The organism is Stackebrandtia nassauensis DSM 44728, from assembly GCF_000024545.1.
GTDB classification, from domain to species: domain Bacteria; phylum Actinomycetota; class Actinomycetes; order Mycobacteriales; family Micromonosporaceae; genus Stackebrandtia; species Stackebrandtia nassauensis.
In genome coordinates this window covers 4,961,244-4,976,162 of record NC_013947.1, presented here as the reverse complement: position 1 = coordinate 4,976,162, position 14,919 = coordinate 4,961,244, and the positions used below count along the sequence as shown (strand labels likewise).

At 69.6% G+C, this 14,919-nt stretch carries 12 protein-coding genes; 8 read left to right on the top strand and 4 right to left on the bottom strand.

The window, feature by feature from the left end; genetic code table 11:
• The first annotated feature begins 37 nt into the window (after positions 1-37).
• Positions 38-808, top strand: coding sequence for an SURF1 family cytochrome oxidase biogenesis protein (locus SNAS_RS23055; RefSeq protein ID WP_013019879.1), 771 nt, complete (start codon positions 38-40; stop codon positions 806-808).
• Here the strand turns inward: SNAS_RS23055 and SNAS_RS23050 are convergent.
• Complete coding sequence (locus SNAS_RS23050) at positions 771-2,936, bottom strand: transglycosylase domain-containing protein (protein WP_013019878.1); 2,166 nt, start codon at positions 2,934-2,936, stop codon at positions 771-773. The genes SNAS_RS23055 and SNAS_RS23050 overlap by 38 nt on opposite strands.
• Positions 2,937-3,030: 94 nt before the next feature.
• On the opposite strand from SNAS_RS23050, the gene cobA reads away from it, so the two are divergent.
• Complete coding sequence (gene cobA / locus SNAS_RS23045) at positions 3,031-4,215, top strand: uroporphyrinogen-III C-methyltransferase (RefSeq protein WP_013019877.1); 1,185 nt, start codon at positions 3,031-3,033, stop codon at positions 4,213-4,215.
• Positions 4,216-4,682: 467 nt separating this feature from the next.
• On the opposite strand, the gene SNAS_RS23040 is transcribed toward cobA, so the two are convergent.
• Both SNAS_RS23040 and SNAS_RS23035 read right to left on the bottom strand, forming a co-directional pair.
• Complete coding sequence (locus tag SNAS_RS23040; RefSeq protein WP_013019876.1) at positions 4,683-5,348, bottom strand: response regulator; 666 nt, start codon at positions 5,346-5,348, stop codon at positions 4,683-4,685.
• A complete protein-coding gene (locus tag SNAS_RS23035) occupies positions 5,345-6,487 on the bottom strand; it encodes a sensor histidine kinase (protein ID WP_013019875.1) in 1,143 nt (380 codons plus the stop codon). Before SNAS_RS23035 ends, SNAS_RS23040 begins: the two co-directional genes overlap by 4 nt.
• Before the next feature lie 206 nt (positions 6,488-6,693).
• Between SNAS_RS23035 and SNAS_RS23030 the strand changes: the two genes are divergently transcribed.
• The gene (locus SNAS_RS23030) at positions 6,694-7,116 is read left to right on the top strand and encodes a hypothetical protein (RefSeq protein ID WP_013019874.1); all 423 of its coding nucleotides are present in this window, start codon (positions 6,694-6,696) and stop codon (positions 7,114-7,116) included.
• Positions 7,113-8,660 carry a multicopper oxidase family protein gene (locus SNAS_RS23025; protein WP_013019873.1) on the top strand — a complete coding sequence of 516 codons (1,548 nt, stop codon included), beginning with the start codon at positions 7,113-7,115 and terminating at the stop codon, positions 8,658-8,660. Before SNAS_RS23030 ends, SNAS_RS23025 begins: the two co-directional genes overlap by 4 nt.
• A gap of 6 nt (positions 8,661-8,666) precedes the next feature.
• On the opposite strand, the gene SNAS_RS23020 is transcribed toward SNAS_RS23025, so the two are convergent.
• Positions 8,667-10,178 (bottom strand): ROK family transcriptional regulator, encoded by a 1,512-nt coding sequence (locus tag SNAS_RS23020; RefSeq protein WP_013019872.1) that lies wholly within the window; start codon positions 10,176-10,178, stop codon positions 8,667-8,669.
• 108 nt (positions 10,179-10,286) lie between these two features.
• Between SNAS_RS23020 and SNAS_RS23015 the strand changes: the two genes are divergently transcribed.
• From SNAS_RS23015 to SNAS_RS23000, 4 genes are read left to right on the top strand one after another with little or no spacing between them, the layout of a single operon-like run.
• Positions 10,287-11,387, top strand: a complete 1,101-nt coding sequence (locus tag SNAS_RS23015; RefSeq protein WP_013019871.1) for a Gfo/Idh/MocA family protein — start codon at positions 10,287-10,289, stop codon at positions 11,385-11,387.
• Positions 11,388-12,908 carry a sugar ABC transporter ATP-binding protein gene (locus SNAS_RS23010; protein WP_013019870.1) on the top strand — a complete coding sequence of 507 codons (1,521 nt, stop codon included), beginning with the start codon at positions 11,388-11,390 and terminating at the stop codon, positions 12,906-12,908.
• Positions 12,905-13,918: an ABC transporter permease gene (locus tag SNAS_RS23005; RefSeq protein WP_013019869.1), complete on the top strand. Its 1,014-nt coding sequence runs from the start codon at positions 12,905-12,907 to the stop codon at positions 13,916-13,918. The genes SNAS_RS23010 and SNAS_RS23005 overlap by 4 nt, the downstream gene beginning before the upstream one ends.
• Positions 13,915-14,916 (top strand): ABC transporter permease, encoded by a 1,002-nt coding sequence (locus SNAS_RS23000; RefSeq protein WP_013019868.1) that lies wholly within the window; start codon positions 13,915-13,917, stop codon positions 14,914-14,916. Before SNAS_RS23005 ends, SNAS_RS23000 begins: the two co-directional genes overlap by 4 nt.
• Positions 14,917-14,919 lie beyond the last annotated feature (3 nt).

Below are 14,919 nucleotides of genomic sequence, written 5' to 3'. Positions count from 1 at the left end.
GCGAAACCGTCCGCCGCCGCTTTCTAGACTGGCGGTCGTGACGCGCGACTACCGGTTCCTGATCTCCTGGCGCTGGCTGGGGCTGACCCTGCTGGGGCTGGCCCTCGTCGCCACCTGCGTCGGCCTGGGCATCTGGCAGCACGACCGCTACGAGCAGCGCGCCGCCACCAACGAACGCATCGAGACCGCCGCGGCCGACGACACCCCGGCCAAGGCCAGCGAGGTGCTGTCCGAGGACGCCGAGCCCGGTGACGACACACTGTGGACGAAAGTCGAGGCCACCGGTGAGTTCGACGCCGACGCGCAGATCCTGATCCGCAACCGCAGCGTCGACGGCCAGAACGGCTACGAGGTCGTCACGCCGCTGCTGCTGTCCGACGGCACCGCGCTGCTGGTGGACCGCGGCTGGGTGCCGCCCGCCGACTCCGGTGCCACCGAGGCGCCGAAGGTGCCCGCCCCGCCGGAGGGCTCGGTGACCGTCACCGGCCGCGTGCGGCCCTCGGAGTCGCCGCTGGGCTCGGTCGAGAAGGTCTCCGGAACCATCCAGGCCCGCAGCATCGACGTCGACCGGATCTCGAAGCACCTCGACGGACCCGTCCTGCGTGGATACATCACACAGGACGATCCCGCCAAGGGCTTCACCGCGATCCCGGTGCCCACCCAACGCGCCTGGCAGAACTTCGCCTACGCCTACCAGTGGTGGCTGTTCGCCGGGATGATCCCGGTCGGGCTGGTCATGATCGCCCGCCGCGAGGCCGGAGGCGGGAAACCTACTTCCCGGAGACCATCGACCGTGGCGGCGGTTTGAACTTGATCTCCTTCTCGCCCTTCAACCCCTCCTTGAGGGTGGTCGCGGCGACGTCGATCGGTTTCTTGGAGTTGCCCTCCCCGACCGGGTTGAAGGGATTGTCCGGATCGGACATGAAGGCCGCGACCGCCAGCTGCGGCGCGTAGCCGACGAACCAGGCCGCCCGGTCGGAGTCGGTGGTACCGGTCTTGCCCGCCACCTGCCGTCCGACCTGGGTGTGCACGCTCGAGGCGGTGCTCCAGCCGCCGCAGCTGCCGCGCGACGCCTGGGTGCCGGTGGGGCAGCGGGCCGCGTCGGTCGCGGCCCGGGCGACCTTCTTGGACAGTTCCCGGTGACAGTCCGGCGCCGTCTTGGCCATCTCGCGTCCGGTCTGGTCGATGGCCTTGAGCACCGGCGTGGGTTCGCAGTACATGCCCTCGGCGGCGATGGTCGCGTACGCCCCGGCCATCTCCAGCGGCGTCGTGTCGGCGACGCCGAGCGTGAACGCGCCCCAGCCGTCGGCGTGGTCCTCGCTGGCGTAGAACGCGTCGGACTCGCTGCGCCAGTCCAGCCCGAGCCGTTCGGCCATCCGCACCGCCTTCTCGGCGCCGACCCGCTGCACCAGCTGCGCGAAGTACGTGTTCACCGACTTCCCGAAGCCCGACCACATCGTCTGGTTGCCGGTCATGGCCTTGCTGGCGTTGGACGGACACCACACCCCGCCGCAGGAGGCCGGACCGGCCGCGACCGGGTACTTCGTCGCCACCTGGTTGGGGGAGTAGATGTTCGTGTTGAGCGGCATGCCCTCCTCCAGCGCCGCCAGCATCGTGAACATCTTGAACGTCGAACCCGCCTGGTACCCGGCGACGTCACCGCCGCCCAGCAGCGAGTTGACGGTGTTGGGATAGTTGCCGCGCATGCCCTTGGCCGCGGCGGTCGGTTCCGAGTGCAGACCGTTGTTGGTCTGGTCGATCTCGAAGGTCCGGTTCACCGCCATCGCCTTGATGCGCCCGGTTCCCGGTTCGACGGCCGTCACCCCCAGGGCGTGCTTGCTGTCGCGCGAGGACAGCGAGTCCACCTTCTTCTGGCTGGCCTTTTGGGTGTTGGGGTCCATGGACGTGATGATCGTGTACCCGCCGCGGCGCAGGTCGTTCTCGCGATCCCTTGGCGTGGCGCCGAACTGCGGCTGGGAGCGCCACCACTGCCGGACGTAGTCGCAGAAGAAGCCGAAGCGCTGCGCCTTCTTGCTGGTCCCGATGCACGCGTTGGACGGGCGGGACAGCTTCAGCTTGATCTTCTCCTTCTTGGTGTCGGCGGCCTCTTTGGACGATATGTAGCCCAGTTTCGTCATCCGGTCGATGACCCAGTTGCGGCGGTCGGTGGCCTTCTTGTCGTCCTCGGCGGCCGGGTCGTAGTCCGAGGGCGCCTGCACCAGGCCCGCCAGCGTCGCGGCCTGCGCGAGCGTCAGATCCTGTGGCGCCTTGGAGAAGTAGATGTAGGAGGCGGCGTAGATTCCGTAGGCGCGATGTCCGAAGTAGACCTGGTTGAGGTACTTCTCCATGATCTCGTCCTTGGTGAGCCGCTCCTCGATCGTGGTGGCCAACCGCATCTCGCGCAGTTTCCGCGACGGCGTCTGCTCGGTGACGGCCAGGATCTCGTCGGCCGAGGAGGCGTTGTGCTGCAAGGCACCGCGCACGTACTGCATCGTCAGGGTGGACGCGCCCTGCGAGACCTCACCGCCCTTCTGGTTGGCGGCCATGGCCCGCGCGACGCCGCGGATGTCGACGCCGCGGTGCTCGTAGAACCGGGAGTCCTCGGCGGAGATGATGGCCTGCCGCATGATCGGCGCGACCTCGTCCAGCGGGACGTTGCGGCGGAACTCGTCGTAGAACGTCGACAGCAGTGTGGTGCCGTCGGAGGCGTACACGTAGGTCGTCTGCGGCGGTGTGGATTCGCCGAGCTTCACCGACAGCTTGTCCAGCGCGTCCACCCCGGCCTTGGCCGACAGCCCGCCGGTTCCCACGACCGGGAACGCCAGCGCCGCCACCAGCAGCCCGGCCAGCGCCCCCACCTTCAACAGCGACCGGATGCCTTCGGCGGCATTGATGAGCCGCTGCCTCAGCCCTTGATACGCCTGCGTCAACCCCATGGTCACTGACCGTAGGGCATTTCACGCGTGTGACGCGTGAGGCTGGGCCGATACGAGCCGGATCGGCCACGCACGGGTTAACGTCTGCGGTGTGTTGTATCCACTTGGCCTGCGCCTCGACCGACGGCGGGTACTCGTCGTCGGCGCCGGAAATCTCGCGCACCGGCGTGTACCCCGACTCCTCGACGCCGGAGCCGACGTGCTGCTCGTGTCGCCGCACGCCCGCGATTCGCTGCGGGCCATGGCATCGGAGCACCGACTGCGCTGGGAGGAGCGACGGTTCCAGGCCAGCGACCTGGACGGGGCCTGGCTGGTGCTGGCCGCCACCGACGACCCGGCGGTCAACGCCGAGATCTCGGCGCTGGCCGAGGAAGCGCGGGTCTTCTGCGTCCGCGCCGACGACCGGGAGGCCGCCACGGCGTGGACCCCAGCGGTCGGGCAGCACGAGGAGCTGACCTTCGCGGCCTTCGCGGGCGGGGACCCGCGTCGGGCGGCGGCGCTGCGGGACCGGCTGCTGGAACTGGCCGCGACCGGCGAGGTCAGCCCGCCCCGGTTCCGGGGCAGCGGAACGATTCCCGGGGTGGCGCTGGTGGGGGCCGGTCCCGGCGACCCCGACCTGATCACGGTCGCCGGACGGGCGGCGCTGGCGCAGGCCGACGTCGTCATCGCCGACCGGCTGGCTCCGGCGCGGCTGCTGGAGGAACTGCGTGACGAGACCGAGCTCATCGACGCGGCCAAGATTCCCTATGGGCGGCAACGGGAACAGGACGAGATCATCGCGCTGATGCTCGAACGCGCCAAGAACGGCAAGTTCGTGGTGCGGCTCAAGGGCGGCGACGGCTTCGTGTTCGGACGCGGCGGCGAGGAGCTGGACGCCTGCGCGGCGGCGGGCATCCCGGTGCGGGTGATCCCGGGCGTCACCAGCGCGATCGCCGGACCCGCGCTGGCGTCGATCCCGGTGACCGAACGCGGCCTGGTGCACGAGTTCACCATCGTGAGTGGACACGTGGCGCCGGGCGACCCGACGAGCCTCACCAACTGGGACGCGCTGGCCCGGCTACGCGGCACCGTCGTGGTGCTGATGGGGGTGCGGCATCGCGGAGCGATCGCGGCAGCCCTCATCGCGGGTGGCCGCGACGCGGGCACCCCGGCGGCGGTGGTGATGGACGCATCGACGCCCCGGCAACGCGAGGTGCGCACGACGCTGGCGGAGCTGGGCGACGTGGAGGTCACCTCACCGGCGGTCCTGGTGATCGGCGAGGTGACCCGGCAGCGCTAGGCCGCTTAAAGCACGCTCAGCTCGGCTAGGGCTGCGCTCAGGCAAACCGGACTACCGTCAAAAGTGGGGAGGTGGTCGGTGGAGCTTGGCCAAAAGTTCCAGCAGGTTTCGCAAGACCACGGTGACCATCTTCGAGTGGATCTTTGTCGTGCGGAGATCGTGACACCTTTGCTTGTCGGTTACGACATCGTCGCAATAGGGCACTGCCAAACTCAGGGCGTCGATGCCGAAGTTGTCATTGGAAGTCCATGGCTAAGTTGAATTGCGATGCTGTGCGGTAGGTAAGTGAGTTTGGGCGGCCGCGACGGTGTCGTCAGGGTTGCTGGCCAAATGAGAACGCCTTGCCCAGCATGCTTAGAAGTCACACATGCAGTGTTACCGGGTAGAAGAACGAGCCGCCAAGAGGTGCCGTGGCCGGGTTCCGAAGTCCTAACTGGGTGCCGACTTCGGGCGGTACGAGCCTCGGACTAGGCAGAGGCGCGGGGTACGACCAGGCCTGACTCGTAGGCCGCGACGACCAGCTGGGCGCGGTCGCGGGAACCCAGTTTGGTCATGGCGCGGCTGACGTGGGTTTTGGCGGTGGTGTGGCTGATGTGCAGTAGCCGGGAGATCTCCTCGTTGGATTTGCCCTGGCCCACCAGGGTCACCACTTCGCGTTCGCGGGGTGTCAGTGCTGAGACCAGCGGGGCCGGGCCGTCGACGCGTGGGGTGGCCGCGAACTCGGCGATCAGGCGTCGGGTCACGTTGGGGGCCAGCAGGGCCTCGCCGACGGCGACGGTGCGGACCGCGCGGATCAGTTCCTCCGGTTCGGTGTCCTTGACGAGGAAGCCGCTGGCTCCGGCGCGCAGCGCGTCGAAGATGTACTCGTCGAGGGCGTAGTTGGTCAGGATCACCACTCGTACCGAGGACAGGGCGGGATCGGCGGCGATGCGGCGGGTCGCCTCGATGCCGTCCATTTCGGGCATCTGGACGTCGACGAGGGCGATGTCGGGGACGGTTTCGCGGGCCAGGTCCACCGCCTCGGCGCCGGTGGAGGCCTCACCGACCACGTCGATGTCGTCCTCGGCGTCCAGCAGGACCCGGAATCCGGCGCGGATCAGCGGCTGGTCGTCGGCGAGAAGTACCCGGGTCACGTCAGCTCCTTGGCTTCGGTCTCGGTCAGGGGCAGGACGGCGCGGACCTGGAAGCCGCCGTCGGGGCCGGGGCCGGGGCGCAGGTCGCCGCCCAGTGCCGCGACGCGTTCGCGCATTCCCATGAGGCCCAGCCCTTCGGCGACGCCTTCGGGGGCGGGGCCGATGCCGTCGTCGGTGATGGTCGTCGTCACCGACTCATCATCGACCACAATAGAGATGTCGACGGCACTGGCCCGGGCGTGCCGGGTGGAGTTGGTCAGCGCCTCCTGCACGATCCGGTAGACGGTGCGGTCGACGGTCTCGGGCAGCGCTTGCCGGTCGGGGCTGATGTCCATGGCGATGGTGAGCGCGGAGCGTTCCACCAGCGCGGGGAGGCTGTCGATGCCGGGGGTGGAGTCGCCTTCGGTCATGCGCAGGGCTCGCAGCGTGGCCCGCAGTTCCCGCATCGCGTCCTGGCTGGCCGCCCGGATGTTGCGCAGCGAGGCCTCGGCCTGTTCGGGCTGGCGGTTGAGCATGTGCAGCGCCACCGAGGACTGCACGTTGACGACCGAGATCGCGTGGGTCAGCGAGTCGTGGAGTTCGCGGGCGATGCGGACGCGTTCCTCGGCGGCCCGGCGCTGCGCCAGTTCCTCTTTGGATCGTTCGGCTTCGGCGGCGCGGGATCGGGCCGACTCCAGTGCCCGCTGTTGCCGTCCGGCGATGTCCCCGGCGATGATTCCCGCCTCCAGGAAGATGACCAGCCACGGCGCCGACCGCGAGGCCATCTCCCACGAGCCCGACAGTCCGGCGGTCACCGTGCCCACCACGATGACGACACTGCCCGCGACGATCGCGATCCAGCGGCGTTCGTACTTGGCCAATGAGTACAGTGCGATGAGGAGGGCCACGGTCCCGGCGCGGCTGTCCGAGGCGATGAACAGGACCGTCATCGAGCCGGTGAACAGCGTCACCGGGATCGGGTACCGACGCCGGGCGAGCAGCGCCAGCCCGGTCAGTATCGCCAGCGGCACGGCCGCCGCGACCGGAAGCCAGAACTCCTTCTTGTCCATTTCGTGGATCACCGCGGCGAGCGCGAACGCGGTCGCCGCACCGGCGGCGATGACGTCCCATCGCCGCTGGTGCCGTTCGCCTTCGCCCATTGGGGCAACGTTACGGCAGCTCAGGGCAAATCGCACCGTCCGGAAGTAGTGGTCGTGGCCTCATACCGGGGGAGTATGCGGCCCCGGTGGAGCGGCCCGCCATACTTCTTCTACAGTACGTAGAAAACGCCTCCGATGCCCGATGCCGAAACGACCCCGCCGCAACAGAATCAAAGCTCTGAACCCCTGCCCTAAGGAGTGAAACGATGAGCGAGACCGCCATCGCCGAACCGGCGACGCGGGCCAAAGCCACCGGACTGGCGCGGACCACGCGGATCAACGCGATCCTGATCGCCGTGGTCACGCTGGCCCAGCCGGTCTGGATCGGCCTGCTGTTCACCGGAAGCGTGTTCGGCGCCGTCGCCCACGGCATCGGCGCGGGGGCACTGGTGCTGTTGAGCCTGATCCACCTGGTGCTGTCGATCGTGCGCTCACGCGGTCGCGGCAAATCGGAGGTCTGGGGCAACCTCGCCTTCATCGGCCTGATCGTCGCCCAGTCGCTGCTGGGCGTGTTCCAGCTGTACCCGCTGCACTTCCCGGTCGGGGTGCTGATGGCCATCGGATCGGTGCACCTCGTGCAGGCGACCAACAAGGAAGTCCGTGACGCCGGAACGGAGGCCAAGGCATGAAGCGCCGCCGCCTGCTCCAGCTGGGGCTGACCGTCGCCGGAGTCGCCGCCGCCGGAGGCGTGACCTACGCCTTCGCCACCGACACGCAGCAGACCGGAGCGCTGTTGACCAGCGACGTCCCGATGCCCGAACGCTTCAAGGTCCGGCTGCCCATCCCCGAGACCGCCAAACCCGTCAAGGACGGGCACTACGCGTTCACGCAGCGCCCGCGCAAGGTCGAGATCATCCCGGGCACCAAGACCGAGATCTGGGGCTACGACGGGCAGTTCCCCGGGCCCACACTGGACCTCCGCCGGGGCGAACCGGTGACGGTGACCGTCGCCAACAAGCTGGACGTGCCGACCTCGACCCACCTGCACGGCGGCGTAACCGCGGCCGACTCCGACGGCTTCCCCACCGATCTGGTGGTGCCCAAGGGACACGGGGGGCACTTCAAACCCGGACGGCACTCGCACATGAAGCACGACCCGTCCGCGTGGAAACTCCACACCGGACAACGCGACTACGGGTACTCGCTGGACCAGCCCGCCGCCACACTGTGGTACCACGACCACCGGATGGACTTCACCGCGCCGCAGGTGTGGCGGGGGCTGGCCGGGTTCTGCATCGTCCGCGACGACGTGGACGACGCGCTGCCGCTTCCCAAGGGGGAGCGCGACATCCCGCTGATGCTGTGCGACCGCGCGTTCCACGCTGACGGGGCGTTCAAGTACCCGTCCAAGGACGGCACGCTGATGGGTGAGCCCGGCGTCTCGGACGAATACCACGAGGGGGTGCTCGGCGACGTGATGCTCGTCAACGGGGCGCCCTGGCCGGTGCTGGACGTGGACGCGGCGCGGTACCGGCTGCGGTTCCTCAACGCGTCCAACGCTCGTCGCTACGAGCTGGCCCTGGACAACGACGCGCCGTTGGTGCACATCGGCAGCGACGTGGGACTGCTGGACAAGCCGCGGGAGTTGTCGTCGCTGGTGCTGGCCTCGGCTGAACGGGCCGAGGTGATCGTGGACTTCTCGAAGTACAAGCCGGGTACCGAGATCACGCTGGTCAACAAGCTCGGCGCCGACGACATGGCCGAGGTGATGCGGTTTCGGGTCGGGGACAAGGTCGACGACGACTCGTCCATTCCCGACGAACTGGTGCCGTTCAAGGCGCTGAAGGCTTCCGACGCCGTCACCGAGCGGACGTTCAAGTTCGAGTACTCCAGTGTCTCCGGTCATGGGTCTATGTGGACCATCAACGGGGAGGCATACGATCCCGGCGGTTCGATGGCGAAGATCAAGCTGGGCACCGTCGAGAAGTGGACCCTCATCTCCGATGTCCACCATCCGGTGCACGCGCACCTGGGGCACTTCCAGGTGCTGTCGCGGGACGGGAAACCGCCGCGCGACACCGACGCGGGCTGGAAGGACACTGTCGACATGCGTCCGCTGGAGGTCGTCGAGGTGCTGATCAAGTTCGAGGGCTACAAGGGACGGTACATGTTGCACTGCCACAACCTCGAACACGAGGACATGGCGATGATGGCCAACTTCGACGTCGTGTGACGCGGTTCAGGCGAGCAGCGCGTCGACCCGGCTGGGGCTCAGGCCGTGGTTGATGGCCATGACGCCCGCGCCGACGGCTCCGGCGCGTTCGCCGGTGCGGGACTGCACGATGCGCAGGTGCTGGGTGGCCAGCGGCAGTGAGCGCTGGTAGATCACCTCGCGGACTCCGGCCAGCAGGTGGTCGCCCGCCAGGGCGAGCGAGCCGCCGATGACGATCACGGCGGGGTTGAGCAGGTTGACGGCGGCGGCGAGGACTTCGCCGATGTCGCGACCCGCCTGGCGCAGCAGGCGCAGCGCCGGGACCGAGCCCGCGCGGGCGAGTTCGACGACGTCCAGCGCCGAGTGGGCTTTGATGTCCTGCTCGGCCAGGGCGGCAGCGATGGCGGCGCCGCTGGCGACCGCCTCCAGGCAGCCGGTGTTGCCGCAGCGGCACACCGGTCCGGGTTCGGCCACTTTGATGTGTCCCATGTCGCCAGCCGCGCCCTGGGCTCCCCGGAAGACCTGGCCGTCGGAGATGATGCCGCAGCCGATTCCGGTGGCGGCCTTGACGAACAGCAGATGCTCGGCGTCGGGCCAGTGGGTGAAGTGCTCGCCCAGCGCCATGATGTTGACGTCGTTGTCGACGAGGACCGGGGCGGTGAAGTGTTCGCCGACGTAGTGGGGGACGTCGAAGCCGTCCCAGCCGGGCATGATCGGCGGGTTGACGGCGCGGCCGGTGGAGTGCTCGACCGGGCCGGGCAGGCCGATGCCGACGCCCAGCAGGCCGGAGGGGTCACGGTCGATTTCGGACAGTAGGGCGTGGCCGTGCTCGATGACCCAGTCGAGCACGGTTTGGGGACCGGCGGCGATGTCGAGGTCGGCGCGGGTCTCGGCCAGGACCTGTCCGGCCAGGTCGGTGACGGCGAGGCGGGCGTGGGTGGCGCCGAGGTCGGCGGCCAGGACGACGCGGGCGTGCGGCTTGAAGGCGAAGGTCGTGGGTGGACGGCCGCCGGTGGAGGCGGCCTCGCCGCTGGGGCCGATCAGCCCCGAGGCCAGCAGGGCGTCGACGCGTTGGGTGACGGTGGAGCGAGCCAGGCCGGTGACGGCGGCCAGCTCGGAGCGGGTGCGCGGCGCGCCGTCCCGCAACAGCTGAAGCAGGGCACCGGCTCCGACGGCCGGGGTGCCGGGCTTGGGCTTGGCGGTGGCGGGGAGCTCGTCGGCCGAGGTGCCGGGCTTCGGCGCGGCCGTGCGTGGCGGCGCGTCCGCTGCGGTTCCGACGGCCGGGGTGCCCGGCTTGGGTTTGGCGGTGGCGGGCGGCTCGTCGGCCAGGGTGCCGGGCTTCGGCGCGGCCGTGCGCGGCGGCTCGTCCGTGGCGGGCGCGGGTGCCGTGGTGCGCGGCTTCCGCTCGGCGGCTGGCGCGGATCCGGTCGCCGCCCCCGGCTTGGGCTTGGCCGCGCCTTGCCGTCGGTCGGTCGCGGGCGACCCCGCTGGGTCGTCCGCTTCGGCCGCTGGCGCGACGGTGTGAGTCTCTTTTGCCACGTCACTAGTGAATCACAGCCATCTTTCGGATCGGGTCATGCAACAAAAGTTTTAAATACGCGCAACTTTTGCTTGACACGTGTCAGAAGTCCGTTTAACGTCCCTCACATGCCAGTCACCGAGGACATCGCGCCGCGCAGCGGCTACCGGGCCGCGATCATCGGCACCGGCTTCATGGGCCGGGTGCACGCGGGCGCCGTGCGGGTCGCGGGCGGCTCGGTCGTCGGCCTGGTCGGCTCCACCGTGGACAAGGCCGCCGAGGCCGTCGACGCGCTGGGAGCCGATGGAGTCTTCGCCGACGCCGCCGAGGCGATCGCCAGCCCCGACGTCGACGTCGTGCACGTGTGCACCCCCAACCACCTGCACTCGGAACTGGCGCTGGCCGCGCTGGAGGCCGGAAAGCACGTGGTGTGCGAGAAGCCGCTGGCCACCGACGCCCGCTCCGCCCAGACGCTCACCGACGCCGCGAAACGGGGCGGACGGGTCGCGACCGTCCCCTTCGTCTACCGGTTCCACCCGATGGTGCGCGAGGCCCGGGAACTGGTGCGGCGCGGCAGCATCGGCACCGTCACCCTCGCCCACGGCGGCTACCTCCAGGACTGGCTGCTGCGGCCCGAGGACGACAACTGGCGCGTTGACCCCGACATCGGCGGCCGCACCCGCGCCTTCGCCGACATCGGTTCGCACTGGTGCGACCTGCTGGAGTTCGTCACCGGCCAGCGCATCACCCGGCTGTCGGCGCAACTGTCCACCGTGAACCCACGGCGGGGCGCCGCGTCGGCCACCGAGGACATCGCGACCCTGCAGTTCAACACCGACGCGGGCGCCGTCGGCACCTCGGTGATCTCGCAGGTCTCGGCCGGGCGCAAGAACCGGCTGCACCTGGAGGTCTCCGGCTCCGACGCCACCCTCCACTTCGACCAGGAGCAGCCGGAACTGCTGTGGCTGGGCGGACGACAACGTTCCAGCGTCCTGGTACGCGACCCCGAGACCCTGACCCCGCCCGCCGCCCGGCTCGCCGTCGTCCCCAGTGGCCACCCGCAGGGGTACCAGGACTGCTTCAACGCCTTCGTCGCCGACACCCGGGCCGCCATCGACGGCGAGACCCCCGACGGACTGCCCACCTTCGCCGACGGCCTGCGGGCCGCCCGGCTGGCCGAGGCGGTCCTGGAATCGGCGCGCGACAACGCCTGGGTGGAGGTGGAGTGAATGCCGACCTCGCCCCTGGTCCGGCTGACCGGGATCCGCAAATCCTTCCTGGGCAACGAAGTGCTGCACGGAGTCGACCTCGACGTCGCCCCCGGTGAGGTCCACGCCCTGGTGGGGGAGAACGGCGCCGGGAAGTCCACCCTGATGAAGATCCTGGCCGGGGTCTACCGCCCCGACGCCGGAGGGCTCGAAGTGGACGGACAACCGGTGCGCTTCGAACACCCGCTGCACGCGCAGCGCGCCGGGGTGGCCACCGTGTTCCAGGAGTTCAACCTGCTGCCCGAACGCTCCGTCGCCGAGAACGTCTACCTGGGACGGGAACCGCGCCGCGCCGGACTCGTCGACCGGCGCCGGATGCGCCGCGACACCGCCGCGCTGCTGGAGGACCTGGGCGTCACCGGCCTGTCCCCGTCCGACCGGGTCGGTTCACTGTCGGTGGCCCGGCAGCAGGTCGTCGAGATCGTCAAGGCACTGTCCTACGACGCCAAGGTGATCTCCATGGACGAACCCAGCGCGGCGCTGGCCGACCGCGAGGTCGAGCTGCTGTACCAGCTGGTGAAACGCCTGAAGGAACGCGGCGTCGCCGTCCTGTACGTATCGCACCGTCTCAAAGAGATCTTCGACCTGTGCGACACCGTCACCGTCCTCAAGGACGGCGCGCTCGTCGACACCCTCCCGGTGGCCGACACCAACGCCGACGACCTGGTGCGCAAGATGGTCGGCCGCCCCATCACGACCTTCTTCCCGCCCGGCGAACCGATCGACCCCGACAGCGCCAAGGTGCGGCTGTCGATATCGCACGGCGGCAACACCCAACTGGACGGCATCGACCTCGACGTGCGCGGCGGCGAGATCGTCGGCCTGGCCGGACTACAGGGCAGCGGACGCACCGAGATCGCCCACGCCCTGTTCGGCGTCGCGCCCTTCACCCGGGGAACCGTGGCCGTCGACGGCGAGCCCCTGCGAATCCGCTCGCCACGTGCGGCCGTGCGCGCCGGGATCGCCCTGGTCACCGAGGACCGCAAGACCGAGGGCCTGGCCCTGAACCAGTCCATCACGGCCAACGCCCGGCTGGTGCTGGACGCCGTGCGCATCAACGGAAACCGGGACCGGGTGCGCCGCATCCCGCAGACCCTGTCCTCACTGGAACTGGTCTCGCGTTCCAGCGACCAGGAGGTCCGGTTCCTGTCCGGCGGCAACCAGCAGAAGGTGGTGCTGGCCAAGTGGCTGGCCACCTCACCCCGGGTCATGATCCTCGACGAGCCCACCCGAGGCATCGACGTCGGCGCGAAACAGGCGGTCTACACGCTGATGCGCGACCTGGCCGCCGACGGTGTGGCGATCCTGCTGATCTCCTCGGAACTGTCCGAAGTGATCGGAATGGCCGACCGCGTCCTCGTGATGCGCGACGGTCGCGTCGGCGGCGAGCTGGGTGCCGGCCAGCTCGCCGCCGACACCGCCGAAGAGGCCGTCATGGCACTGGCCACCGGACACACCTGGGCCGCCGAGGAGACCCCGTGAAGACACTGTCCCTGCCCCGGCTCAACACCACCGCGCTGGTGTACCTGGCGCTGGCCGGGGTGCTCGTGCTCGGCGGCGTCATCACCGCCGCCAACGGCCACAACCTGTTCTCCACCGGCAACATCGTCGACACCTTCGGCCGCTCCAGCCTGCTGGGCTTCATCGCCATCGGACAGACCCTGGTGATCCTGTGCCGCTCGCTCGACCTGTCGGTCGGCTACGTGATGGCACTGTCCAGTCTGGTCGTCGCCGAACTCATGGACGGCGACGCCGCCAACATGCCCATGGCCGTCGCCGCGACGCTGGGGCTCGCGGGCCTCATCGGCGCCGCCAACGGCCTGGTCATCACCAAACTCAAGGTCAACGCGTTCATCGCCACCCTCGGCGTCGGGCTCATCATCAAGGGATTCCTGGACACCGTCTACGCCGGACCGGCCGGGAAGGTATCCGACTCCTTCGAATCGTTCGGCTACACCAGGATCGGGCCGCTGCCACTGTCCACACTGCTGATGCTCGTCACCGCGGCCGCCGGAGTGTGGTTCCTGGCCCGCAGCCGCACCGGCCACCACATCTACGCCGTCGGCGGCGACCGCGAGGTCGCGCGACTGTCGGGCGTGCGCACCGACCGCACCGTCATCACCGCCCACGTCCTGTGCGCGATGGCCGCCGGGGTCGCCGGACTGCTCATCGCCTCGCGCTTCGGCACCGGCTCGGCCCTGGTCTACGACGACGGCTTCGACCTGGAGTCGATCGCGGCGGTCGTGCTCGGCGGCACCGCCCTGATGGGCGGACGCGGCGGCATCGCCGGAACCGTCGCCGGGGTCCTGATCCTGGCGGTGGCCGACACCGTGTTCAACCTGCTGCGGGTCGACCCGTTCGTCAAGGACGTGCTGCGCGGCGTGATCATCATCGTCGCCGTGGCCATCTACGCCGGACGCCGCCTGGGCGTCACCCGGGTCCGGTTCCCCAGCGGCACCAGGAAACCAGCGACCCAAGGGGTGAAGGCATGACCGCGCTCAAGCGGCGGCTGCGCGCCGCGGCCGACTTCCTGTCCGGCGGCACCGGAACCGTCTTCGCCCTGCTCATCGTGGTGTTCGCGATCATCCTGATCCGGGACGTCTCGTTCGCCGAACCCTCGTCGCTGATGTCGTTCGCGCGCAAGACCGCGCCGCTGGTGGTGCTGGCGATCGGGCAGTACCTGGTCATCGTCGCCGGTGAACTCGACCTGTCGGTCGGCTCGCTGGTCGGTTTCCAGGTGGTGTTGGCCGCGCTGCTCATCGACGGCCAGGAATCCCGCACGATCCCGGTACTGCTGCTCATGTTCGGCATCGGCGCCCTGGTCGGGCTCGTCAACGGTCTCATCACGACACTGCTGAAGGTACCGTCCATCATCACCACCCTGGGCATGATGCTGGTCCTGTTCGGCGCCATCAGGTTGCTCACCGGCGGCGCCCCCACCGGCTCACTGTCGGAGGGCTTTCGGGTCGCGGGCCGCCGAGGCATCGACATCCCCGGTTTCGCGATGGTGCCGTGGTCGGTGCTGATCGTGGTGGCCCTCGGCGTGGCCGCCGCCTGGACGATGCGCTCGGCCTACGGCCGCACCCTGATGGCCGTCGGCGACAACCCCCGCGCCTCGGCGCTGTCGGGGGTGCGGGTGTGGCAGGTGCGCACCCTGGCCTTCGTCGGCTCCGGAATCCTCGCCACCGGCGCCGCCGTCCTGGTCGGCGGCTTCGCCGGAGTCACCGCGCAGGTGGGTCAGGGCATGGAGTTCGTCGCCATCACCGCCGTCGTCTTGGGCGGCGTGGTGCTGGGCGGCGGACGCGGCACCGTACTGGCCGCCATCGCCGGAGCCGTCACCGTCGAAGCCCTGTTCACCCTGTTCAACCAGCTGGAACTGCCGTCGACCATCCGTCCCACCGCGCAGGGACTGATCATCATCGCAGCGGTCGGCTACGCCGCCCGCGAACGCATCCGGCGGCAACCGACCCCCCGCCTCAAATCCCCTTAGGAG